This window comes from Cyanobium sp. BA5m-10 (assembly GCF_024346255.1).
Classification (GTDB): Bacteria; Cyanobacteriota; Cyanobacteriia; order PCC-6307; family Cyanobiaceae; genus Cyanobium_A; species Cyanobium_A usitatum.
The window spans coordinates 1-20,768 of sequence record NZ_JAGQCP010000015.1 but is presented as its reverse complement, the minus strand read 5'-3'; the positions used below and the strand labels follow the sequence as shown (position 1 = coordinate 20,768).

Genomic DNA, 20,768 nt, shown 5'->3' with positions numbered 1-20,768 from the left:
TTGTGCAAGTTTCTCTGGGTACGTTCCTCTTGTTGTATCAAACACCTTTGTGACAACCTCTGTTCCGATGGGCAAGAAGCTTCTTGCCGAAGGTTTCGGTACTTTTTGGCTGGTGTTGGGAGGCTGCGGCAGTGCCGCAATCGCCGCTAATTTCCCGTATCTCACTGGAGCTGATATTGCCCCCGGCAATCCCTTTGGTCTGGGCTTTCTGGGCGTGTCGCTGGCCTTTGGTCTCACGGTGGTGACCATGGCCTATGCAATTGGCCACATCTCTGGTTGTCACCTCAATCCGGCGGTGAGCTTCGGCCTTTGGGCTAGCGGCCGCATGAAGGGATCGGAGCTGCTGCCTTACATCGTGGCTCAGGTGATCGGCGGCGTGCTGGCCGGAGGCTTTATCAAGCTTGTGGTGGCTGGTGGCCCTGCTTTTGATTTGGTGATGGCTGGTAGTAATCCGCTGGCTACAAATGGCTGGGGCACCCATTCACCAGGTGGCTATGGCTTTTGGGCAGCTTTGATCGTGGAGCTAGTGCTCACCTTCTTCTTCCTATTGGTGATTATTGGTGCCACTGATCGCCTGGCGCCCTCTGGCTTTGCTGGCCTTGCTATTGGCCTCACCCTGGCCCTGATTCACATGATCAGCATCCCGGTGACCAACACATCGGTTAATCCTGCCCGTAGCACTGCAGTGGCTGTTTGGGCCGGAGTGGAAGCGATGGGTCAGCTCTGGCTGTTCTGGGTAGCACCGATTGTGGGAGCCCTGCTGGCTGGCTGGGTGTACCGCAATGTGTTCAGCGACCAGGCTTCCTGATCGCAATTAGATCTAGGCAAGCTGGATCTACTGAGGGGGGCGAAAGCCCCTTTTTTTGTTTGAAGTTGGCAGCGACTCAGAACGCTTGCAAAGCTGCAAGCAGCTGGTCAATCTCGGCTTCGGTGCTGGTGATGTGGGTGCAGGCCCGCAGGCAGTGGGGATCGTCGAGGCTGCGCAGCCAGATGCCTTGCTCGCCCAGGCGCTTCACCACCCTTTCCGGATCTTCGCCCCTGAGCTCAAAGCTCACCAGCCCCGCTGGTGGCGGCACCTCCAACAGGGTGCGGGCCCGAGGGTTGGCCTGCAGTCCTTGCCAGAGATAGCCGCTGCGCTGCTGAATCAGGGCCAGGCGCTCTTCGGCAGTGCCTTCCGCCTCCAGCAGGTGCAGGGATTGCTCAAGCCCAGCGCAAAGGGGTACGCAGGAGGTGGCCACTTCAAAGCGGCGGCTGTCGGTGTGAAATTCGCTCTGGCCGCTGGCTTCGTGGCTAAGGCTGCGCCAGCCGATCAGGGTTGGTCTGGCCTCTCGCACCACCCGCTCCGATAGGGCTACTGCTCCCAGTCCCTCGGGGCCACAGCACCATTTGTGGCCGGTGCAGCCGTAGATGTCGGCGGCCGCGGCTGCAGTTGCGATCGGAATGGCCCCAAGGGATTGGGCCCCGTCCACCAGCAGCCAGGGATGCTTGGGGTGTGAGCTGAGCTGGCCTGCTACCGCTGCAATCGGCATCACCTGGCCCGTATTCCAGAGCAGGTGTGAAAGCACAACCAATCGGGTGGCGGGGCTGAGCTGGCGATCCAATCGCTGCAGCACCTGCTTGTTTGTGTCATCGGCAGTGCCGCGTAGATCCGCCACCGGCAAGGTGGTGAGCACAAGCCCTTGGCGGTGGGCTAGTTCGCGGCAGGCGGCCACCACCCCCGGGTGCTCGCAGTCGCTGATCAGGAGTTCGTCGCCTGCCTGCCATGGCAGGCCCCAGAGCGGCAGTACGCAGCCACTGGTTACGTTTTCGCTGAAGGCCAACCGGTGCGCTGGCACGCCAAACCAGCCAGCCAGGTGCTGACGCAGCTGGCTGGTGGTCTGTTCCACAAAAGGCCATACCGCGCCGGTAAACGGACCCAGCTCCTGGATGCTGCGCCATGCGGCCGTGATGGCCTCGAGGGATGAGCTCGGCAAGGGCCCCTGGCCGCCGTAGTTGAAGTAGGTCTTGTTGGCCAGGGCGGGTAGCTGGGCGCGGAAATTAGTTGGCATCAGGAGCGTTTATTTGCTCGGATCCTGGCATTGCATTGACGACCGGTCGATTGATCCGTGAGGATCCAGTTAGTTCAATCTACTAATTGTTGGCAATGCCAATTCCAGATCTGTCAGCGCTCGTGGTCTCCACGATTGTTCCCTTTGTTTTGAAGTTGGTTGGGGCAGTAGCCCTCTGGATCGCTGGTGGCTGGCTGATTCAGCTGGCAATGCGCATTATGCGCAAAAGTTTGCGCAGTAGCAGTCTCGATGTGACGGTTGTTGGCTATCTGATCAACATCCTCGCTGCGGTCTTGCGAGTGATCTTGGTGGTAGCGATACTCGGCTTCTTTGGTATTCAGACAGCCAGCTTTGCTGCCCTGCTTGCGGGTGCCGGCGTAGCCATCGGGGCGGCCTGGAGTGGCATGCTCGGCAACTTTGCAGCTGGGGTTTTTCTACAGATTTTCCGTCCCTTCAGTGTTGGCGACTTCATCACGGCTGCTGGAATCACCGGCACAGTGGAGGAAATCGGCATGTTTGTTACCTCGTTGCTGGCCCCAGACAACGTGCGCAACATCGTGCCCAATGGCAAGTTGTTTGGTGACACCATCCAGAACTATTCGGTCCATGGTTATCGTCGCGTTGAGCTAGTAGCCCAGCTCGATAATTCCGCCGATGTAGCCCGAGCCATTGCCCTGCTCAAAGAGGGCATTAAGCAGGTGCCTAATCAGTTTGCTGGCATGGAAGCAGACGTCGAGGTGCTCGAGTTTAGTGAGCGTGGTCCACGGCTGGCGGTGCGTCCTTACACCCACACCAGCAACTATTGGCAGGTGTATTTCGACACCAATCGCATGATCATCGACGTGCTTGGTGCCAATGGCTTCCCCGTGCCCAGAATTCCGCTGGCGATGGGCGCTAACTAGAGCACCTGGCCAACCATTACGGCGGCGATTGCTGAAAAAAGCGTGATGCCCAAGGCGGTGAGTGGGTTCTGGCCCTGAGCCACCGCCACGGTGGTCACGATTCCTGCTCCAAGGCAGGCCACCGCCAGTTGGCTAAGAACTTCAGGGCGGCTGTTCGGGGTGGGGCTCACGGATGCTCGGGCGGCTTGGGCCAGAACGTAGAGGTGATTTCCTTTTGATTCCTGGCCTGGCGCCGAGCTTGTTACCAGACGTCGGAGTTCGTTACGCCGCGACATCAACGCCAGCTTTCCCTAACCGCGGGAAGCGGGCCGGGCCCGGCCGCCGCTGGCCCAGGCCTGCAGCGCCTCCAGTTGCTCCCGGGCGGTGCGCGAAAGGGGCACCACCTGGCTAGCAGCAGCGATGAGGTCGGCTTCGCCGAATTCCCGCTGCTCGGCGAAGGCCAGGTGCATGGCCTCGATCACGGTCTGCTCCAGTTCGGCGCCTGAGAATCCCGCAGTTCGATCTACCAGCACTTCCAGGGTGATGATGTGCTTTGGCCGGCGGCGACGCAGCTGCAGATCGAGAATGGAGCGGCGCTCGTCAGCGCTGGGCAGATCCAGCAGGAAAATCTCGTCGAAGCGCCCCTTGCGTAGCAATTCGCCTGGCAGCTTGTCGACGCCATTGGCAGTGGCCACCACAAACACGGCGCTGGTTTTCTCCGACATCCAGGTGAGCACCGTGCCCAGCACCCGCTGGCTGGTGCCGCCGTCACTGCGGGAATCGCCCCCAAAGCCTTTGTCGATCTCATCGATCCAGAGCACGCAGGGCGCCATCGCCTCCGCCCGCTGGATCATGTCGCGGGTGCGGGCCTCTGAAGCCCCCACCAAACCGGCAAAAAGCCGGCCCACATCCAGGCGCAGCAAGGGCATGCTCCAGCTGTGGGCGATTGCTTTGGCGGTGAGCGATTTGCCGGTGCCCTGGGGCCCCACCAGCAGCACGCCCCGGGGTAGGGGCAGGCCGTAGCGCATCGCTTCTTCGCTGAAGGCCATGTGGCGCTGCTCCAGCCAGTGCTTGAGTGCTTCGTGGCCTCCGATATCAGCGGGGCTGGCTTCGCTTGGGCAGTACTCCAGCAACTCGCTCTTGGCGATCGCCTGACGTTTCTCCTCCAGCACCTCGGCTAAATCAGCCTCCCCGAGTTGGCCGCGCCGCGCCAGGGCTCGGGCAGCTAGCTGGCGCACCCGCTGCTCGCTGAGGCCGTGGCAGGCGGCGGTGAGCTGCTCGCACACGGCCGTTGCCATCGGATAGCCACTGGCGCCAGCAATCGTGCTGAGCAGTTGACGGATTTCTTCGGCATCAGGCAGGGGTAGGTCCAGCAGGGTGATGCTGTCTTCCAGTTCCCGGGGAATGGCCCAGTCGGGGGCGGTGATCACCAGGGTGCGGGGGGCCTGGCGCAGGCTCGAGGCCAGGTTGCGCAGCCGGCGGCAGACGCCGGCGTCTTCGCAGTAGCGGTGAAAATCGCGCAGCACCAGCAGGGCCCCCTGCTCGGGCGGCAGGGTGTCGAGACAGGCCAGGGCCGCCATCGGGTTGCGGGTGGCCTCGCCGCTGCGGTTTGGGGCACCGCACAAGCCATCAATGAAGTCCCAGCGCAGCAGGGTGCGGCCGCCCAGTCGTTGGGCGGCTTGTTCCAGCAGGCCATCAACCCGTTCCTCCTCAAGGCTGCGGATCCACAGAATCGGCGTGCGGGCCCGGATTAGTAGATCGAGTTGGTCGGCCCAGCTGTCGGTCACGGAGGGAGGCTCAGGGGTTTAGGCCCTGCAGGGCGCTCCAGCGGGAATCGATGCCGGCGCCGTCGCTGCTCCAGGTGGCCGGACCGGGGCAGTCCTTGCCGCAGTTGTTAACGATGGGTAGCAGCAGGTTTAGTTGCTCAAATACCCAGTGTTCTGGATCGAAATTGCCCCTGGGATCTAGCTGCTCCATCAGGCCGCTGTCGTCAGCCTCGCCCTCCATTGCCATCGAGTCGGATGGGATTGGGGCGGGTTCGCCGATCCAAAGCAATTCTTGGTTGCTGGCGCGCAGGGGATGGTTGAAGTGCTGGAGGCAGCGGTCGCAGCAGAGGGTGACGATCGTTTCTGCTTTGCCTACCACCTCCAGCACGTTGCCTCGATGGTTGGCGTGTAGTTGGCCTCGCACCGGTGTGAGGCTGGCTAGACCCTCGATGGTTTGGTCTATTTGCCAATGGCGCCCAGCTTCCAGGTGCCGCAGATCAGAAAGGGGAACCGGCCGAAGCCTCTCCCCGACAATCTGATCAGAGTGCTCTGGCTGGGGTGAACTGGACACGGGTCACTTCTTGCCCTTGGGTTCGAATGGCAGGCGACCGCCACTGGCTGACACAGTCACGGGTTGCTGCGCCATTTGCTGGTCAAGGATCGCCTGCAGGTTGTCGGGCAAGGCTTCGCGGCTGAGCAGGAAGGTCTGGAGGGCCTGGAAGATGTTGGCCACCACCATGTAGAGCAGCACCCCAGCCGGCAGGGGGAAGAACAGGAACATGCCGGTGATCATCACCGGGGTGATCTTGTTGGCGGTGGACTGCTGAGGATTGGCGGGCATGCCCATGCCAGAAAGGATCTGGGAGGCAAACAGGCTGGCGCCGAAACCTGCCACCAAGATGGCAATGTCCCAGTTCACGGCGCCATCGGTCATAAAGCCCACCTGGCCGAGAGCCTTGATGAACAGGAAGCCGCTGCGAGCTGCCAGGCCGGGGATCTTGGCCTCAACTGTGGCGTCGCCGGTGCCTAGGGCAGTGATCGTGCCATCAGCTGCCACGCTGACGACGCCTTCTCCTTTGGTCACGCTCCAGGCGGGCGTGTAGGCGTCGCCATGGTCGATGCCCTGCAGCACCGAAGCAAAGCTCGAGCCGTCTTTGGTGTGCAGCTTCACCTGGGCCGAATCACCCACTCCCAGCTTGGTGCCGCCTTCGAGGCTGGCGATCACCGGCACGTGGGTGGTTTCGGTAACGAAGATCGAGTGGCTTGGGCTGTTGAAGGGTTTGGGTTCGACTGCGGCGATTTGCTCAGCAGGCAGCACCTTTAGGTTGAGGGTGTAAGGCACATCCGCGAAAGGTGAGCCCCGCAGGGTGGCGAACAGGGCAAACAGGATCGGCATCTGCACCAGCAGGGGTAGGCAGCCAGCTAAGGGGCTGCCGAACTCCTTCATCAACCCGCCCAGCTCCTCCTGCTGCTTCTGTGGGTTGTTGGCGTATTTGGCCTTGATCTCGGCCTGCCGCTTCTGCATGGCGGGCTGGGCGATCCGCATGCGGCGGGCGTTGCGGATCGAGCCGGCGCTGAGCGGGAACAGGGCCAGCCGGATCACCACGGTGAGGGCGATGATTGCCAGGCCATAGCTGGGCACCAATCCGTAGAAGAAATCGAGGATTGGGAGCAGCAGGTTGTCGGAGATGTAGCCGATCACGGCAGAGGGGCTCTCGGGGTAGGGGGGCGCGTGGGCTCAGTGTGACTGATGGTCTAGGCGGCCATGCCCTTGGGTGTGGACCTTTTGGCTTGGCGGCGCTCCTCGATGTAGGCCTCGAGGTCCCGGAACCCAGGCACTGCGCGCATCTCGAGCTTGGAGCCGTCGTTGAGCACCAGCACCATGTCGCCCCAGAGGCCGAAGCCGCGGGGCACACTGCGCACCTCCCTGATTTGGCTGTACACAACCTGGGTGCGGTCGCGCCCCAGCCAGCCACCATTTACCTCGATGCGGCGACTGGTGATCCGGAAACGCAGCCAAAAAGCCCGCACGATCGCTCCAATGGCGAAAGGAATGCCGATGAGGGTGAGCCCGAGCACCAAATTGAAGATCAGGTCTCCCTTGGCGGGTCCACCTTCGTAGAAAACGCTTTCCTCAATGGAGGTGGCGGGGGCAGTGCTCATCGCGTCAGGCCTGCTTGGTGAAGAAGTTGACTGCATTCTCCCAGTAAGGACTGGGGGCATTGCTCAGCGCTACCGGGTTTGAGGCTGAGTAGCAGCCAGAGGCAGCGCTGGCCATCGCCGATTTGCTGGGCAAGTAGGTGCTCGTGCAGGAGCCGGCGCAGGCGATTGCGGCGCACGGATCGTTTGTGCACCTTGCTGCTGATCACAATTCCGCAGCGCCAAGTGCTGGACGGACTTGCTTGCTGCTTGGTAGGTAGGAGTTGGGGCAGGGCGTCCAAAACGCGGAGCAACAAAAAAGGGCCGTGCGTTTTGCGGCCCTTCTGATACAAACGGTCAAACACCCGTTGCCCCTTAAGCCGGTGGCACTGGGGCAGGGCCAAGGCTCTTAAACGGCGAGGCGGGCCCGGCCGCGGCGGCGGCGGGTGCGGATCACGCGGCGGCCTGTGTGGCTGCGCATGCGCACACGAAAACCAGATACGCGCTTGCGCTTACGACTCGTTCCTTCCAGGGTGCGCTTGGTCATGGCTGGCTCTTCGCTGCGCTTATTGCGTCGGTAATGGGCGTAAGGGCCAACCTATCAGGCGGGGTTGGCGCCGCTGGGGCTCAGTGTCTATGCCACTCAGTTGTTAGGCGGATCGATCTGAATCAGCCAGCTGCCCAGGTAGCCGGCCATTGGCACGTCGCCGGGGGCTTGGGCCAGGGCATTGAACTGATACATGCCGATGTTGAAGGGATTGAAGATGTTCATGTACACCCCGATGGTGCCGGTGTCTGGCACGGGGGTATCTGGGAAAATCTCTATGGCACCGCCATCGGCAGATACTTCGATCGTGGCTGGGATGGTCTCCTGGCACTTGGTGCGAGACATCATGCCGCCCTCACTCATCTTGCAGAGCTTGACTCGCTTGGGATCAATCTTGGTGTCAAAATAACTTGGGACGCTGATACTTAGTTTTAGAATTGCCGTCTTGCGATCTTTTGGTCTGAGTATCAAGTAGTACTCCGAGCGCTTGAGGCGCTGGGTTTCGGTCATAAAGAAGTAGAGCTTGCGGTAGTCCTTGGTGTTGTCCCAGCGGAACTCCATCAAGCTGGGCGTGCCCTGGGCCAGGCTCGGCTGGAGACTGGTGCTAAGCGCAACTGCTCCAGTGACGAGTGCGGCGCTGGCGGCCAGGGCCGGGAGGGCGAGTTGGTGGCGAAGGCGAGGGAAACCCATCAGGGCTGCACCAATAAGTGATTTGATTCTCAGCAGGGAGCTGCTGCCCCGGTGCCCGGGGTGGCCGGCCCCAAAGGTGGCGGCGGGCCTATGGCTGAGCCCGATCTGGTCGCAGGCCAGCTGCCTCGCGCAGGTAGGGGTGCATCGGGGTCTGCTGCGGTTGTAGCCAGGCATGGGCCAGCAGTCGGATGCAGCGAGGCAGATCGCCCGCTACTTCCATTTGCTGGCAATCGAGCAAAGCCACCTGGTCCCAGCCTGGCTGGCGCCTGGCGATGGCCGCCGGAAAACAGGCATCCAGATCCCGGGTTACGGAAAAGGTCACCGACACCAGCTGCTCTCCCTGGAGTCCATTGCGCTCCATCAGGGCATCCACAAGCTCCTTGACACAGGCCTGAATCGCCGCGGTGCTGTTCGCCTCGGCGGTGGTTGCCCCGCGTAGGGCCCGCAGCTCAAAACCAGCATTCATGGCCTGTAGAGCCACAGGGGTTGACCGTTCCAGGCCAGTTCCAAGCTGAAGCCCTCGATCAGCTGGCGCAGTTGGCTGCGGCCTGGCAGTACACCGCCAAAGCGTTTAGGCGGGCTGCCAAAGGTTGTTGGGCGGGTTTTCTCAGGGTCGAGGCCAGCCAGCTCAGCGGCCAGTCGTCTGGCCGTCTCCTCATCACCGAGCACATCTACTAAACCCAGCTCCAGGGCTTGGGCGCCGCTGAACACCCGGCCATCGGCGAAGCCGCGCACCGTTTCTTGGTTAAGCCCCCTTCCCGTTGCTACAGCCTCCACAAACTGGTGGTAGCTCGAATCAATCAGGCTCTGCAGCAGCTTGCGTTCACCTTCGCTGAGAGCGCGATCCGGCGAAAGAATGTCTTTGTAGAGGCCGCTCTTGACGGTTTCAAAGCTCACGCCCACCCGCTCCAGCAGTTTGGAGAGGTTGTTGCCCCGCAGAATCACGCCGATCGAGCCGGTGATCGTGCCTGGGTTGGACACAATTTTTTCGGCGGCAACTCCGATGTAGACCCCGCCTGAGGCGGAAATGTTGCCGAAGCTGGCCACCACCTTGCAGCCCTTTTCTCGCAGGCGCATTAGGGCGCTGTAGATCTCCTGGCTGTCGCCCACGGTGCCGCCGGGGCTATCGATGCGCAGCAGAAGAGCAGGGCACTCCCGTTGCTCCACCTGGCGCAGGGCCTTGAGCACCCGGCTGCGGGTGGGGCCGGCGATTGGTCCTTCGATGGCAATGCGCGCCAGGGTGCGACGGGTCTTGCGGCGCCAGGGCCAGGGCATTTGGGATAGGTGAAGTGGTTGGATCTTAAAAACAAAGCCTTCGCCGGCCAGGAAGCCCATGCCCCAGGCCCTGCGATGGCCCTTGATGTTGCTCCCTTTTGCGCTGTGGGGCACGGCGATGGCGGCGATGCGGCCCCTGCTGGAATCCGGCAGTCCCCTGCAGGTGGCAAGCCTGCGGCTGCTGCCAGCGGGGGTTCTGGTGCTGCTGGCCGCCCTGTTGCTGGGCCGCTCCCTGCGGGTCGCTGCCGTTGATTGGCCCTGGTTGCTGGCCTTTGCCCTGGTGGACGGCAGCCTCTTCCAGGGGCTACTGGCCCGGGGCCTGGGCCAGACCGGAGCGGGCCTGGGTTCGGTACTTATTGATTCCCAGCCCCTGCTGGTGGCCCTGCTGGCCCGCAGTCTGTTTGGGGAGGCGATCAATCCGGTGGGCTGGGTGGGCCTGCTGCTGGGGTTGCTCGGCATCCTTTGCCTGGGTTTGCCGGCACCGGTGCTGCGCCACTGGTGGCTCGATGGTCCCGTCGCCCTTGGCGAACAGGCCTGGAGCCATGGGGAGCTGTGGATGCTGGCGGCGGCGGCGGCGATGGCCATCGGCACGGTGCTTAGTCGCTACGCCAGCCGCCAGAGCGATCCGGTGGCAATTACCGGCTGGCACCTTCTGCTTGGTGGCCTGCCGCTGCTGGGCGGGGTCGCCTGGGAGGGGGCCTTACTGCCCAGCTGGAGCCTGGGAGAATGGGGATTGATGGCCTACGCCACCGTGCTCGGCAGCGCCCTGGCCTACGGCCTCTTCTTCTGGTTTGCCAACAGTGGTGACCTCACGGGTTTCACCGCTCTCACCTTCTTAACTCCCGTCTTCGCCCTGCTCTGCGGGGTTTTGCTGCTTGATGAGCAGTTGCAGCCGCTGCAGTGGCTCGGGGCCCTGCTGGCCTTGGTGTCGGTGCTGTTGATCAACCGGCGCAAGCAGCTCTGGCGCGGTACCTCCCTGCTGGAGCAGCCGTGATGCGGATCCTGGTGGTGAGTACTCCGGTGGGAGCCCTGGGCAGTGGCCGCGGCGGTGGGGTGGAGCTCACGGCCTGTGCCCTGGTAGCGGGGTTGTTGGCGCGGGGCCACCGGGTGACGGTGCTGGCGGCCGAGGAGTCGGTGTTGCCCACCTCCTGCCTCGCCGCCGAACTTTGGACCTGTAGCGGCAGCTCCCAGACCAGCGCCCAGCACCAGCAGCGCAGTGCTGCGATCACGATGCCGGCCGATGGCCTGCTGCAGGCCTTCTGGCGGCGGGCGCTGTTGGAGGGGCCTGGGGCCGGCTTTGAGGCGGTGATCAACCTGGCCTACGACTGGCTGCCTCTCTGGTTGACCCCCCTAGCGCCCCTGCCCCTGTTTCACCTGGTGAGCATGGGTTCGGTGAGTGAGGCCATGGATTTGGCGATTGCCGAGCTGGCGGCTTGGGATCAGCGGCGCCTCGCTTTTCATACCCGCGTGCAGGCGGAGGATTTTCGTTTGCCCCAGGCGCCGGTGGTGCTGGGCAATGGCTTTGACCTAGACGCCTACGGCTTCTGCGCCGAGCCTGAGCCGCTGCTCGGCTGGGCCGGCAGGGTGGCGCCGGAGAAGGGGCTGGAGGACGCGGCGGCGGCGGCGGCCCAGCTGGGGTTACCCCTAGCGGTGTGGGGTTTGGTGGAAGACCAGGTCTATGCGGCAGCTGTGGAGGCGTCGGTGCCGGCTGGCACCCTGCAGTGGCGGGGTTTCTTGCCCACCAATCAGCTGCAGCAGCAGCTCGGCCATTGCCAGGCCCTGCTGAATACCCCCAAGTGGAATGAGGCCTACGGCAACGTGGTGGTGGAGGCGCTGGCCTGCGGTGTGCCGGTGGTGGCCTATCGCCGCGGCGGCCCCGGCGAGCTGGTGCAGCACGGTCTCACTGGACTGCTGGTGGAGCCTGATGACGTGACGGCCCTGGCGGCGGCGGTGGCACAGGTGGGTGCGATCGAGCGACGCGCCTGCCGGGCCTGGGTGGAGGCCAACGCCACGCGGGCGGTGCTGGCGGAGCGGGTGGAGGCGTGGTTGCTGGCGGGGCTGAGCTGACTGAGATGGGGCATTCACGGCCATGCGGCAGGTGAACCGTTTGTGATCAGCTAGCCGCCGCCGAGATCGTCGATCTGTTTGATGGCGGTTGGTAGGAACTGCCAGGTCCGGCTTGCCACCAGCGGGCGCACGTCGCTTCAGTACGTTGAATGCTTCGGCAAAACGCCCTCTGCCACAGCGCTTAACGCCAGATCTGCTAAGCGCTGAGCCGCCACCGGCCACGCTGACCCGCCATCGCCTCGTCTTGCTCGGCACCCTGGCGATCGGCTTGCTGCTGTTCGTGTGGCAGCTCGGCAGCACGGGGCTAGTGGATGAAACACCGCCGCTGTTCGCCGCCTCCGCGCGGGCGATGGCTGAAACGGGCGACTGGCTGATTCCCCGGGTCAACGGCCTGCCCCGCTACGACAAGCCGCCGCTTGTTTATTGGCTGATGGGGGCCCTCTATGCCCTGCCGGGGCAGCAGGCCTGGAACCCCCTGGGCACCTGGGCGGCGCGGCTGCCCTCGGCCCTGGCCAGCGTGGCGCTGATGCTGGGCCTGGCCCACACGCTGCTGCGCTGGCCCCAGCGCTCCCGGGCCCCAGGGGCCACGGCGCTGGCGGCCGCCCTGGCCTATGGCCTTTCGCCCCTGGCGTTGGTGTGGGGCCGCATCGCCGTGAGTGATGCTCTACTGGCTGGGTGTCTGGGGTTCAGCCTGCTGCTGAGCTGGCGCTGCTACGCCGCAGGCGGGCGCCGCTGGTGGCAGGCCTGGCTGGTGCTGGGGCTGGCGGTGCTGGCCAAGGGGCCGGTGGCGGTGCTTTTGCTGGGGCTCACCCTCCTTTTATTTGGCTGGCTGCAGGCGGATCTGGGCGGGCTGTGGGCGCGGCTGCGGCCCCTGCCTGGACTGGCACTCACCGCCCTGGTGGCGCTGCCCTGGTATGGACTGGCGCTGCTGGTAGAGGGGGAGCCGTTCTGGAAGAGCTTTTTTGGTTATCACAATCTGCAGCGATTCACCGCGGTGGTGAACAACCACCAGGCTCCCTGGTGGTTCTTCGTGCCCGTGCTGGTGATCGCCAGCTTGCCGGTCACGCCCTTGTTGCTGCTGGGGCTGGCCCAGGGCCTGGGGCGCCTGCGCTGGCGCTGGCTGCCGGCGGAGCCGCTGGCGCCCGAGCTCTCCCTGCAGCGCTTCGCCGCCTGCTGGCTGCTGGCTGTGTTTCTGTTTTTCACTGCGGCCGCCACCAAGCTGCCCAGCTACTGGCTGCCGGCCACACCGGCGGCGGGCCTGCTGGTGGCCCTGGCTGCTCAGCGGGGCCGGCGCTGGGCCTGGTGGCTGAGCCTGCTGCTCACGGCGGTCGTGGCCGGGGGCTTCGCGGCAGGACCCCTTTGGCTGCCGCTGATTGAGGCCCCCGAGATGCCCAGCCTGGTGGCTGAGCTGTTGGCGGCGCCCTGGGTGCCCCTGGCCGCGGCCTTCTGGGCCCTAGCCCTGCTGCTGGGGGCCTGGGCAGGCTGGCGCAAGGACGCTCTGTCGGGCCTGCTGGCCCTGCAGCTGCCGCTTGCTGCATTTGTGCCGGCCGTGTTGCTGCCGCTGGTGGAGTTGGGGGATCGGCTGCGGGCCGCCCCAGTGAGGGAGCTCGCGGCTGAGGCCCGCTCAGCCTGGAGGCCCAGCGAGCCGCTGGCGATGCTCGGCATGCTCAAACCCTCGCTGCATTACTACAGCCGCCGGGTGGTGATCTTCGAGGGTGATGAGCCCCAGCACCTGTTGAACCTGGCCGATCGCCTCCGGCATGAGAGCCGCCCAGGCCAACCCGCCAGCACGTCGGCGCAGCAGCCAAGTGTGTTGGTGGTGATTGATTCCGGCACCGCCGCCCAGCCCCACTGGCAGGGACTTAAACCCCAGCTATTAAGTCGCCGCGGTATCTATGCCCTCTGGCGTCTGGAGCGCAGTCGCCTGGAGCAGCGGGCGGCTCAGCTGCAGCGGCAGGGGGTGGCCGCCGACTGGCGGCTGCAGCGCCCCGAGCGCTACTGAGGCTGCGCGCCTTCTAAAGACTGGGTCAGCTGCTTTTGCCGGCAGAAACTGCAATGGCCCCAGCGGGCCATCTCACCGGCGGGGGCCGGGCTGGTGCAGCGGGGACAGCTAGCCATCCCGTGGACGTCCACCCGGCTGGGATGGACGCTCCACACCTCTTCCTCCTGCTGGCGGCCGGGGGCTACGGCGGCGCTGGGGTGGTGCTGCTCCAGGCGTATGTCGCGCACGGTGAAGCCGTTGGCGCGTAGGGCCCCCAGCAGTTGGTGGCGGTTGTATTGGAGCGCCTGCAGCCAAGGGCCAGGGGCGGCGCCCACGGTGAGCAGGCCGCTGTGCAGCCGCAGGGGCCGGCAGTGGGGTGCCAGCTGGGCGCCGGCGATGCGGGGCCAGGCCTGCCATAGGGCTGCCAGGTGTCCGCCCTGCTGCCAGCGTTGCTCCAATTCCCTCAGGCAGCTGGCCAGGGCGCTGGCGGGCTGCCGGGGTGGCGGCATCAGCAGGCTCAGATTGCCGAGTTGGCGGGTTTGCTGTCGGGGGGCCTTGGCCATGGCTTGACCCTATCGGCGGTGCGGCAATCCCGCTGGTGAATCAAGCCAAACCCTGGCTAACCTCAAGCCTTGCCCCTGCAGCCTCCGATGGGCTTCTTTGACCGCCTCAGCCGCCTGATCCGCGCCAACGCCAATGCGGCGGTAGGCGCGATGGAGGACACTTCCAAGATTTTGGATCAATCGGTGGCCGACATGCAGTCGGACCTGATCAAGCTTCGCCAGGCGGTGGCTACTGCTATCGCTAGCCAAAAGCGCATCCAGAACCAGGCCGAGCAGGCCGATTCCCAGGCTAAAACGTGGTACGAGCGCGCTGAACTGGCCCTCAAGAAGGGTGAGGAAGACCTGGCCCGCGAAGCCCTAGGGCGCCGCAAAACCTGCCAGGACACCGCCACTGCCCTCAACAACCAGCTGCAGAGCCAGGCGGGTCAGGTGGACCAGCTCAAAAAGAGCTTGGTGTCACTTGAGAGCAGGATCGCTGAGGCCAAAACTAAAAAGGACATGCTCAAGGCCCGGGCCCAGGCGGCCCAGGCCCAGGAGCAGCTGCAGAGCGCCGTGGGCAGCCTCGGCACCAACAGCTCCATGGCTGCCTTTGAGCGCATGGAGGAAAAGGTGCAGACCCTGGAGGCTCGCAGCCAAGCCGCCGCTGAGCTGGCTGGAGCAGATCTGGAGAGTCAGTTTGCGGCGCTTGAAGGGGCCCCCGAGGTTGACGATGAATTGGCGGCTTTGAAAAATCGCCTCGCAGGTGGGACACCGGTATCCCTGCCCCTGGGAAGCTCAGCTGCTCCCCAGCTCGAGCCGGTAAAGGTGAGCGAGGTAGACCCGGAGCTCGAGGAGCTCAAGCGTTCGATCGACAAACTTTGAGCGGCTTGGCAGTTCGTCTCCGGCCGGCTGCCCCGCTTCATACAATCGCCGTACGCATACGTTTTTAAGGGCTGTTGTTGTGTCTGTCGCTCATCTCACCGATGCCAATTTCCAAGCTGAGGTGACCGATTGTTCAACGCCCGTGCTGGTGGATGTGTGGGCCGAATGGTGCGGTCCCTGCCGGCTGATGGCTCCAATGATGGAGTGGATGGCTGCTGAATATGCGGGTCGCCTGGTGGTGGGCAAGCTCGAGGCAGACGCCAACCCAGAGATTCGCGATGGCTTGCAGATCCAGGGACTGCCCGCCCTGATCTTGTTCCGAGACGGCAAGGAACTGGCACGCCACGAGGGTGCCATGGCAAAACCGCAGCTACAGGCTTTTGTGGATGCCCATATCTGACCGCCTGTCGCGTCTTGGCAGCGGCGTTTTCGCCCGCAATGACCAGCGCAAATCGGCCTACGCATCTCGTGCCGCTATCCGGGGCCTATCCCCACTCCTCGATCTCTCACTCGGCTCCACCGATCTGCAACCCCCCGAGGCAGCCATCGAGGCGATCGCTGCCCAGCTTGGTCAGCCCGCCAGCGCCTCCTACTGCCTTCACGCAGCGACCCTGCCCTTTCGCTCGGCAGTGGCCGATTGGGCCCAGCGTCGCTTTGGGGTGAAGGTGGATCCGGAGACGGAGGTGCTTTTGCTGGTGGGTTCCCAGGAGGGCACGGCCCACCTGCCCCTGGCGGTGCTTAACCCGGGTGATCGGGCCCTGCTGCTCGACCCCTGCTACCCCTCCCACCTGGGTGGCTTACACCTGGCTTCCGCTGAGCCGGTGTTGTTGCCGCTAGATCCCGAGGCGGGCTGGCGACCGGATTTTGATGCCCTCAGCCCAGAGCAGTGGGACGACTTGAAGTTGATGGTGCTCGGCTACCCCCACAACCCCACTGCAACTACGGGTCAGCAGGTCTGGCTGGATGAAGCGGCGGAAAGGGCCTTTCGCCATGGGCTGGTGCTGGCCCACGACAACCCTTACGTGGATCTGGCCCTCGATGGCGAGGCGCCGGCCCTGTTGCGAGCACCCCATTGGCGCGACTGCGGGATTGAGTTTTTCTCCTTTTCCAAGGGCTGGTGTTTGGGGGGCTACCGGCTGGCTTTCGCCATCGGTGCCGAGTGGTTGATCAGCGCCTTGCGCCAGCTCAAGGGGGTGGTGGATTTCAATCAGTCCCTTGCCTTGCAGGCCGGGGCAATTGCGGCCCTTGAGCAGGCTCCGCATTGGCCTGGTCAGTTGCGGCAGGAATATCGGCAGCGACGCGATCGCATGGCTGACGCCCTTGAGGCGGTGGGCTGGCCGGTGCGGCGGCCCTCAATGGCGCTCTATTTGTGGTTGGAGTTGCCGCCCCAGGCGCGCCAGCGCAGCTGGGGCAGCGAGGATTTTTGTGCAGCCTTGCTCGAGGCCACCGGTGTGGCCCTGACGCCTGGCAATGGCTTTGGCCCCGGAGGCGAGGGCTGGCTGCGCCTTGCCCTGGTGCATCCGGTGGCTGACCTCGAGGCTGGTGCGGCCCGCATCGGTGCCTGGCTGGCCACCCTTTGAGCTGGCAGTTGCGCCGCCTGCCGGTGTGTGCCAGCACCGAGATCGAACTTGATCGCTGGCTGGAGCGACGCCAGGCCGCAGGCATGTCGTTGCAGCGGCTGGCGGTAACAGCTCGGCGCCAGCGTTTTGGCCACGGTCAGCAGGGGCGGCCCTGGTTGTCGCCGGCGGGCGGGATCTGGCTAAGTGCGGCCATTCCTTGGGCTGGGGCTTTGCCTGGAACGGCCTCCCTGGGCCTTGCGGTAGCGGTGGGGCTGGCCCAGCAGCTCGAGGCCCTGGGGCTTGCGGTGCAACTCAAGTGGCCCAACGATCTACTCGTGGGGGATCGCAAAATTGCGGGGTTGCTGCCCCGGATGCGCTTGCGGGGCCAGCGGATCCGCGCGGCCCAGGTTGGGGTTGGTCTTAATGGTTGCAACCGGGTGCCGCCTGGAGCCCTGTCGGTGGCAGAGGCCCTCGGCTGCCGCCAGGGCCACCCCCTGGCGCGGCCAGAGCGCTTGTTGCCCAGGGTGCTTGCCGGCCTGGAATGGGCTGCGGCCCATGCCCAGCAGCCTTGCCAGGTGCGCGCTGCCGCCGAGGCCCGGCTGTGGCGCCCTGGGGCGGGCTGGTTGCACGACGGTGAGCTTTGGCAGGTGCTGGGTCTGCATGCCGATGGCCGCCTGCGCCTCGGCCGGCAGGGGCGGGAGCTGGCCCTCCAGCGCCACTTCTGAGGCCGTTCCTCGGCAAGGGCGCGGTTAGGCAGGATTTTTACAATGGCGCCTATGCGCGATCGCCAGCCACCGGGGCAAGCCCCCCTAAATCCTGCTGCCCCAAGCCCCCTGCGCCGGGGCCGGGCCCTGGTGGGGATGCTGCCCTTTATGGCATCCCCCCTGCTGGGAGTGGGCCTGGCCTGGGGGCAAGACCAGCTCAGTCCTGGCCTTGCCCCTTCGCCTGCTGCCGCTGGAGCCAACCCCCAGCGGGCAATCGAGATGCCGCCAGCGCCACCGCCCGTGCCCCTGGCCCAGCCGCTGCGTCCCGATCCGGCTGCCCTGCCGAGCCGGCCGCCGGCCCGTTTTGATGCCTCCCTCGATGAGCTGGTGCGTGATGGGGTGGTTAGTCCGGTGGAGCGGGCCCGGATTCGTTCGGGCTCCGGCACGACCCCCTTCAACGTTCCTGCCCACCAGCAGGCCTGTCGCAGCGGCGCCCTTTCCCAGCAGGAGTGCAGCAGGGGCTTGGTGGTGCGCTGGCGCGGCCGTACCAACAACGGCGTAAGTGGCGGAGTAGCGGGCGCTGAATCTTTTGGCCGCTATGACGGCGAAGGTCGCTTGCTGCCGCCGCTCACGGTGCCGGTTTCGGCCCTGCTGGCCGGCGCTGGCGGTAGCTTTCGCCTTGCCGATGTCTTTGGGGTTACGCCCCGCCCGGCTCCGATCGGTGGCAACGGCAACCGCAAGCTGCTGTTTCCTCTTATTGGTTCGGCGGTCACCACCAGCAACTTCGGCTACCGGCTGCACCCGATCCTGGGCAGCTGGCTGATGCACGCGGGCCGCGATTTGGCGGCTCCAGAAGGCACGCCAGTGGTTTCAGCCCTGGGCGGCTTGGTGGTGAGCAGTGGCCTGGCGGGTGGCTATGGCCTGGCGGTTGAGGTCGAACACGACCGGCCGCGGCGCCGCACTCTCTACGGCCATCTCAGCGAGCTCTACGTCAAGGAGGGTGATCGGGTGCGCCAGGGCGAGGTAATCGGCCGGGTCGGCAGCACGGGCTTGAGCAGCGGACCCCATCTGCACTTCGAGTTGCGGCTGCCCGGCGACGGCGGCTGGGTGGCGGTTGATCCTGGTGATCTAGACCCGGGCAAGGGGGCCGCCGGCAGCGATGCCATCGCCCTGTTGATGGGGCAGCTATTGGAGAGATTGGAGCGGCCACGCACCCTTAGCTGAGGATCCGGCCGTCGCGGAAGTGCACGATTTTCTCGGCCCGGGCAGCCACGTCGTCTTCGTGGGTAACCATCACCACGGTCATGCCGCCGCGATGCAGGGCATCGAAGATGTCGAGTACTTCGGCGGTGGTTTGGGAATCCAGGGCCCCGGTCGGCTCGTCGGCCAGCAGCAGGGCGGGCTGGTTGATGATCGCCCTGGCTATGGCTACCCGCTGCTGCTGGCCGCCCGAGAGCTGATTGGGCTTGTTATTTAGCCGCTGACCCAGCCCCACCCGCTCGAGAGCGGCCTGGGCCCGTTGGCGCCGCTCAGCCGCAGGCACCCCCGCGTAAACCATCGGCAGGATCACATTGTCGAGGGCGCTCAACTGTGGCAGCAGATGGAACTGCTGAAACACAAAGCCCAGGTCTCGGTTGCGCAAATCAGCGAGCTGGTCATCGCTGAGGTCTTCCACCGGGGTGTTGTTGAGCCGGTAGCTGCCGCTGGAGGGGCGGTCGAGGCAGCCGAGAATATTCATGGCCGTGCTTTTGCCGGAGCCGGACGCTCCCATCACTGCTAAGTAATCCCCTCTATTGACGGTGAGATCCACACCATCGAGGGCCTTAACGGCCATCTCGCCGCTGCCATAAACCTTGTCTACGCCCTCAAGTTGGGCAACGGGATCCCCCATCAAATCGCGGCCCTGTTCTTAACAAATGACCCGTGTTCAACCAATGGCCTGAACGAGCATCGGCGTGCCGGTAACAGCCTGGCTGGCCCAGGTGAACAGAGGGTTGGAGAGAATGCCACCCACGGCGGTGACAATCACGCAGCCCACTAGGGCGGTGCGCAGGGCGGGCAGGCCAGCCACAGACCAATTGATCGCCGGGTAGGCCTTCACCACATCTGAAGCTTCCTGGGGCTCTTTTACCACCATCATCTTGATCACTGAGATGTAGTAGTAGATCGATACCACCGAGGTGACCAGACCCACCACCACCAGCAGGTATTGGTGATCGGCCCAGCCGGCAAAAAATAAATAAATCTTGCCGAAGAAGCCAAGCATCGGCGGTATGCCACCTAGGGAAAGCAGGCAGAGACTTAAGCCCAGGGTGATCAGCGGATCCTTCTGATAAAGGCCGGCGTAATCGGCGATGCGGTCGGAGCCGGTGCGCAACGAGAACAGGATGATGCAGGCGAAGGCGCCCAGATTCATGAACAGGTAGGCCGCCATATAGAGCACCATCGCGGCGAAGCCGTCTTCGGTGCCGCACACCAGGCCGATCATCACAAAGCCGGCCTGGCCGATGGAGCTGTAGGCCAGCATCCGTTTCATCGAGGTTTGGGCCAGGGCCACCACGTTGCCCAGCACCATGCTGAGCACCGCAAGCACGGTGAAAAGCAGCTTCCACTGGGCATCAAAGCTCTCGAAGCAGCCCACCAGGATGCGCAGGGCCAGGGCAAAGCCGGCGGCCTTGGAACCCACCGAAAGGAAGGCCACCACCGGCGTTGGCGAGCCCTCGTAGACGTCGGGGGTCCATTGGTGGAAGGGCACCGCTGCGATCTTGAAGGCCACCGTGGCCAGCACGAAAACCAGGGCCAAGGCTGTAACGGGCGAGGCGCTGGTGCGCAGGGCCAGGGCTACGGCATCAAGGCCGGTGGCACCGCCGGTGAGGCCGTAAAGCAGGGAGGCGCCGTAGAGGAATACAGCCGCGGCGGCCGAACCCACCAGCAAATATTTCAGTGCTGCCTCGGAGCTGCGGGCATCCCTCTTCATGTAGCCAGCCAGCAAATAGCTAGACACAGAGAGGGTTTCCAGCGACACGAAAATTGTCACTAGATCGGTGGCGCCACATAGGAACATGGCGCCGAGGGTGGCAGCCAGCAGGATGCCGGCGAATTCACCCACCGGCGTGCCGCTCTGCTCTACGTAGCGCCAGCTGAGCAGCAGTGAAATCAAGGTGGAGGCCGCCACCACGGATCGGAAGGCAATCGCCAGGTTGTCCGCCAGGAAGGAGCCCACGAAGGCGGGCTGCAGGTCGGGGGTGTTCCACTGCAGGGCAAGCAGCACTAGGGCGCTGCCCAGGCCTGCATAACAAATCGGTGGAACCCAGCGGCTGGCCGCCTTTTCGCCAGCGAGATCCACCAGCAGGCAGGTGAGCAGTGCGATCAGCACCGCCGCCTCCGGGGCGATGGCGCCAGCGTTGAGCTGGAGATTTAATCCTCCCGTTCCGGCACCACTGCCGATCGCATCGGCCACGGAGGAGAGGGCGCCCAGCAGGAACATCAGCGAGGGGACCGCGAGGTGGGAGCTGTGATGGGGTGACTGTAGCTGCGCCTGGCTGTCAACTTGGGCTCGATGCGATAAAGAGGTAGCGGTTCACCGCGTGCCTGTGGGTCACACCCTGGTCATTGTTGAAAGTCCGACGAAGGCCCGCACGATCCGGGGTTTTCTTCCCAAGGATTTCAAGGTGGAAGCCTCGATGG

Annotated in this window: 24 protein-coding genes; 10 read left to right on the top strand and 14 right to left on the bottom strand. The window is 64.5% G+C overall.

Features of this window, described 5'->3' with window-relative positions:
- Positions 1-67 precede the first annotated feature (67 nt).
- Complete coding sequence (gene aqpZ, locus KBY85_RS07375; RefSeq protein ID WP_193486053.1) at positions 68-808, top strand: aquaporin Z; 741 nt, start codon at positions 68-70, stop codon at positions 806-808.
- A gap of 76 nt (positions 809-884) precedes the next feature.
- Here the strand turns inward: aqpZ and KBY85_RS07370 are convergent, their stop codons facing one another.
- Positions 885-2,048, bottom strand: a complete 1,164-nt coding sequence (locus KBY85_RS07370) for an aminotransferase class V-fold PLP-dependent enzyme (RefSeq protein ID WP_254960878.1) — start codon at positions 2,046-2,048, stop codon at positions 885-887.
- A gap of 122 nt (positions 2,049-2,170) precedes the next feature.
- Here KBY85_RS07370 and KBY85_RS07365 point away from each other — a divergent pair, with 122 nt between their 5' ends.
- On the top strand, positions 2,171-2,950 hold the full coding sequence (locus tag KBY85_RS07365; protein WP_254960876.1) for a mechanosensitive ion channel family protein: 780 nt from the start codon (positions 2,171-2,173) through the stop codon (positions 2,948-2,950).
- On the opposite strand, the gene KBY85_RS07360 is transcribed toward KBY85_RS07365, so the two are convergent.
- The 10 genes from KBY85_RS07360 to sppA form a co-directional block, all read right to left on the bottom strand.
- Positions 2,947-3,120: a hypothetical protein gene (locus tag KBY85_RS07360; RefSeq protein ID WP_254960875.1), complete on the bottom strand. Its 174-nt coding sequence runs from the start codon at positions 3,118-3,120 to the stop codon at positions 2,947-2,949. The two genes, KBY85_RS07365 and KBY85_RS07360, sit on opposite strands and share 4 nt — an antisense overlap.
- Before the next feature lie 120 nt (positions 3,121-3,240).
- The gene (locus KBY85_RS07355) at positions 3,241-4,716 is read right to left on the bottom strand and encodes an AAA family ATPase (RefSeq protein WP_254960874.1); all 1,476 of its coding nucleotides are present in this window, start codon (positions 4,714-4,716) and stop codon (positions 3,241-3,243) included.
- A 10-nt stretch (positions 4,717-4,726) separates the two neighbouring features.
- Positions 4,727-5,266, bottom strand: a complete 540-nt coding sequence (locus tag KBY85_RS07350; RefSeq protein WP_254960873.1) for a DUF177 domain-containing protein — start codon at positions 5,264-5,266, stop codon at positions 4,727-4,729.
- A 3-nt stretch (positions 5,267-5,269) separates the two neighbouring features.
- The gene (gene yidC, locus KBY85_RS07345; protein ID WP_254960872.1) at positions 5,270-6,397 is read right to left on the bottom strand and encodes a membrane protein insertase YidC; all 1,128 of its coding nucleotides are present in this window, start codon (positions 6,395-6,397) and stop codon (positions 5,270-5,272) included.
- Between the two features lie 53 nt (positions 6,398-6,450).
- Positions 6,451-6,858 (bottom strand): PH domain-containing protein, encoded by a 408-nt coding sequence (locus tag KBY85_RS07340; RefSeq protein ID WP_106501423.1) that lies wholly within the window; start codon positions 6,856-6,858, stop codon positions 6,451-6,453.
- The gene (gene rnpA, locus KBY85_RS07335; protein WP_254960871.1) at positions 6,855-7,238 is read right to left on the bottom strand and encodes a ribonuclease P protein component; all 384 of its coding nucleotides are present in this window, start codon (positions 7,236-7,238) and stop codon (positions 6,855-6,857) included. Before rnpA ends, KBY85_RS07340 begins: the two co-directional genes overlap by 4 nt.
- Positions 7,239-7,243: 5 nt before the next feature.
- Positions 7,244-7,381: a 50S ribosomal protein L34 gene (gene rpmH / locus KBY85_RS07330; RefSeq protein ID WP_006170261.1), complete on the bottom strand. Its 138-nt coding sequence runs from the start codon at positions 7,379-7,381 to the stop codon at positions 7,244-7,246.
- Positions 7,382-7,477: 96 nt separating this feature from the next.
- Entirely contained in the window at positions 7,478-8,071 is a 594-nt protein-coding gene (locus KBY85_RS07325; protein ID WP_254960870.1) for a DUF2808 domain-containing protein, read from the bottom strand.
- An 88-nt stretch (positions 8,072-8,159) separates the two neighbouring features.
- Complete coding sequence (gene aroH / locus KBY85_RS07320; protein WP_254960869.1) at positions 8,160-8,537, bottom strand: chorismate mutase; 378 nt, start codon at positions 8,535-8,537, stop codon at positions 8,160-8,162.
- The gene (sppA, locus tag KBY85_RS07315; RefSeq protein ID WP_254960868.1) at positions 8,534-9,346 is read right to left on the bottom strand and encodes a signal peptide peptidase SppA; all 813 of its coding nucleotides are present in this window, start codon (positions 9,344-9,346) and stop codon (positions 8,534-8,536) included. The genes aroH and sppA overlap by 4 nt, the downstream gene beginning before the upstream one ends.
- A 58-nt stretch (positions 9,347-9,404) precedes the next feature.
- On the opposite strand from sppA, the gene KBY85_RS07310 reads away from it, so the two are divergent.
- The 3 genes from KBY85_RS07310 (at position 9,405) to KBY85_RS07300 (ending at position 13,415) form a co-directional block, all read left to right on the top strand.
- Positions 9,405-10,340 carry a DMT family transporter gene (locus KBY85_RS07310; RefSeq protein ID WP_254960867.1) on the top strand — a complete coding sequence of 312 codons (936 nt, stop codon included), beginning with the start codon at positions 9,405-9,407 and terminating at the stop codon, positions 10,338-10,340.
- Entirely contained in the window at positions 10,340-11,413 is a 1,074-nt protein-coding gene (locus KBY85_RS07305; protein WP_254960866.1) for a glycosyltransferase, read from the top strand. The genes KBY85_RS07310 and KBY85_RS07305 overlap by 1 nt, the downstream gene beginning before the upstream one ends.
- A gap of 244 nt (positions 11,414-11,657) precedes the next feature.
- A complete protein-coding gene (locus KBY85_RS07300; RefSeq protein WP_254960865.1) occupies positions 11,658-13,415 on the top strand; it encodes a glycosyltransferase family 39 protein in 1,758 nt (585 codons plus the stop codon).
- Here the strand turns inward: KBY85_RS07300 and KBY85_RS07295 are convergent.
- The gene (locus tag KBY85_RS07295) at positions 13,409-13,957 is read right to left on the bottom strand and encodes a DUF721 domain-containing protein (protein ID WP_254960864.1); all 549 of its coding nucleotides are present in this window, start codon (positions 13,955-13,957) and stop codon (positions 13,409-13,411) included. The genes KBY85_RS07300 and KBY85_RS07295 overlap by 7 nt on opposite strands.
- A gap of 87 nt (positions 13,958-14,044) precedes the next feature.
- Between KBY85_RS07295 and KBY85_RS07290 the strand changes: the two genes are divergently transcribed.
- From KBY85_RS07290 to KBY85_RS07270, 5 genes are all read left to right on the top strand, one after another.
- Positions 14,045-14,818 carry a PspA/IM30 family protein gene (locus KBY85_RS07290; RefSeq protein WP_254960920.1) on the top strand — a complete coding sequence of 258 codons (774 nt, stop codon included), beginning with the start codon at positions 14,045-14,047 and terminating at the stop codon, positions 14,816-14,818.
- Positions 14,819-14,897: 79 nt separating this feature from the next.
- A complete protein-coding gene (gene trxA, locus KBY85_RS07285) occupies positions 14,898-15,218 on the top strand; it encodes a thioredoxin (protein WP_254960863.1) in 321 nt (106 codons plus the stop codon).
- The gene (locus tag KBY85_RS07280) at positions 15,205-16,398 is read left to right on the top strand and encodes an aminotransferase class I/II-fold pyridoxal phosphate-dependent enzyme (RefSeq protein WP_254960862.1); all 1,194 of its coding nucleotides are present in this window, start codon (positions 15,205-15,207) and stop codon (positions 16,396-16,398) included. Before trxA ends, KBY85_RS07280 begins: the two co-directional genes overlap by 14 nt.
- Positions 16,395-17,102, top strand: a complete 708-nt coding sequence (locus tag KBY85_RS07275) for a biotin--[acetyl-CoA-carboxylase] ligase (protein ID WP_254960861.1) — start codon at positions 16,395-16,397, stop codon at positions 17,100-17,102. The genes KBY85_RS07280 and KBY85_RS07275 overlap by 4 nt, the downstream gene beginning before the upstream one ends.
- A gap of 51 nt (positions 17,103-17,153) precedes the next feature.
- The gene (locus tag KBY85_RS07270; RefSeq protein WP_396121825.1) at positions 17,154-18,305 is read left to right on the top strand and encodes a M23 family metallopeptidase; all 1,152 of its coding nucleotides are present in this window, start codon (positions 17,154-17,156) and stop codon (positions 18,303-18,305) included.
- On the opposite strand, the gene KBY85_RS07265 is transcribed toward KBY85_RS07270, so the two are convergent.
- Positions 18,298-18,972 (bottom strand): ABC transporter ATP-binding protein, encoded by a 675-nt coding sequence (locus KBY85_RS07265; RefSeq protein ID WP_254960859.1) that lies wholly within the window; start codon positions 18,970-18,972, stop codon positions 18,298-18,300. The genes KBY85_RS07270 and KBY85_RS07265 overlap by 8 nt on opposite strands.
- 36 nt (positions 18,973-19,008) lie before the next feature.
- Positions 19,009-20,568: an NAD(P)H-quinone oxidoreductase subunit N gene (locus KBY85_RS07260; protein ID WP_254960858.1), complete on the bottom strand. Its 1,560-nt coding sequence runs from the start codon at positions 20,566-20,568 to the stop codon at positions 19,009-19,011.
- Positions 20,569-20,768: the final 200 nt, after the last annotated feature.

Excerpts from the sequence above, each read along its gene's own strand:
- aqpZ (WP_193486053.1), top strand. The coding sequence starts at position 68 with ATGGGCAAGAAGCTTCTTGCCGAAGGTTTCGGTACTTTTTGGCTGGTG.
- KBY85_RS07370 (WP_254960878.1), bottom strand. The coding sequence starts at position 2,048 with ATGCCAACTAATTTCCGCGCCCAGCTACCCGCCCTGGCCAACAAGACC.
- KBY85_RS07340 (WP_106501423.1), bottom strand. The coding sequence starts at position 6,858 with ATGAGCACTGCCCCCGCCACCTCCATTGAGGAAAGCGTTTTCTACGAA.
- rpmH (WP_006170261.1), bottom strand. The coding sequence starts at position 7,381 with ATGACCAAGCGCACCCTGGAAGGAACGAGTCGTAAGCGCAAGCGCGTA.
- KBY85_RS07325 (WP_254960870.1), bottom strand. The coding sequence starts at position 8,071 with ATGGGTTTCCCTCGCCTTCGCCACCAACTCGCCCTCCCGGCCCTGGCC.
- aroH (WP_254960869.1), bottom strand. The coding sequence starts at position 8,537 with ATGAATGCTGGTTTTGAGCTGCGGGCCCTACGCGGGGCAACCACCGCC.
- sppA (WP_254960868.1), bottom strand. The coding sequence starts at position 9,346 with ATGCCCTGGCCCTGGCGCCGCAAGACCCGTCGCACCCTGGCGCGCATT.
- KBY85_RS07310 (WP_254960867.1), top strand. The coding sequence starts at position 9,405 with ATGCCCCAGGCCCTGCGATGGCCCTTGATGTTGCTCCCTTTTGCGCTG.
- KBY85_RS07305 (WP_254960866.1), top strand. The coding sequence starts at position 10,340 with ATGCGGATCCTGGTGGTGAGTACTCCGGTGGGAGCCCTGGGCAGTGGC.
- KBY85_RS07295 (WP_254960864.1), bottom strand. The coding sequence starts at position 13,957 with ATGGCCAAGGCCCCCCGACAGCAAACCCGCCAACTCGGCAATCTGAGC.
- KBY85_RS07290 (WP_254960920.1), top strand. The coding sequence starts at position 14,045 with ATGGGCTTCTTTGACCGCCTCAGCCGCCTGATCCGCGCCAACGCCAAT.
- KBY85_RS07280 (WP_254960862.1), top strand. The coding sequence starts at position 15,205 with ATGCCCATATCTGACCGCCTGTCGCGTCTTGGCAGCGGCGTTTTCGCC.
- KBY85_RS07270 (WP_396121825.1), top strand. The coding sequence starts at position 17,154 with ATGCGCGATCGCCAGCCACCGGGGCAAGCCCCCCTAAATCCTGCTGCC.
- KBY85_RS07265 (WP_254960859.1), bottom strand. The coding sequence starts at position 18,972 with ATGGGGGATCCCGTTGCCCAACTTGAGGGCGTAGACAAGGTTTATGGC.
- KBY85_RS07260 (WP_254960858.1), bottom strand. The coding sequence starts at position 20,568 with ATGTTCCTGCTGGGCGCCCTCTCCTCCGTGGCCGATGCGATCGGCAGT.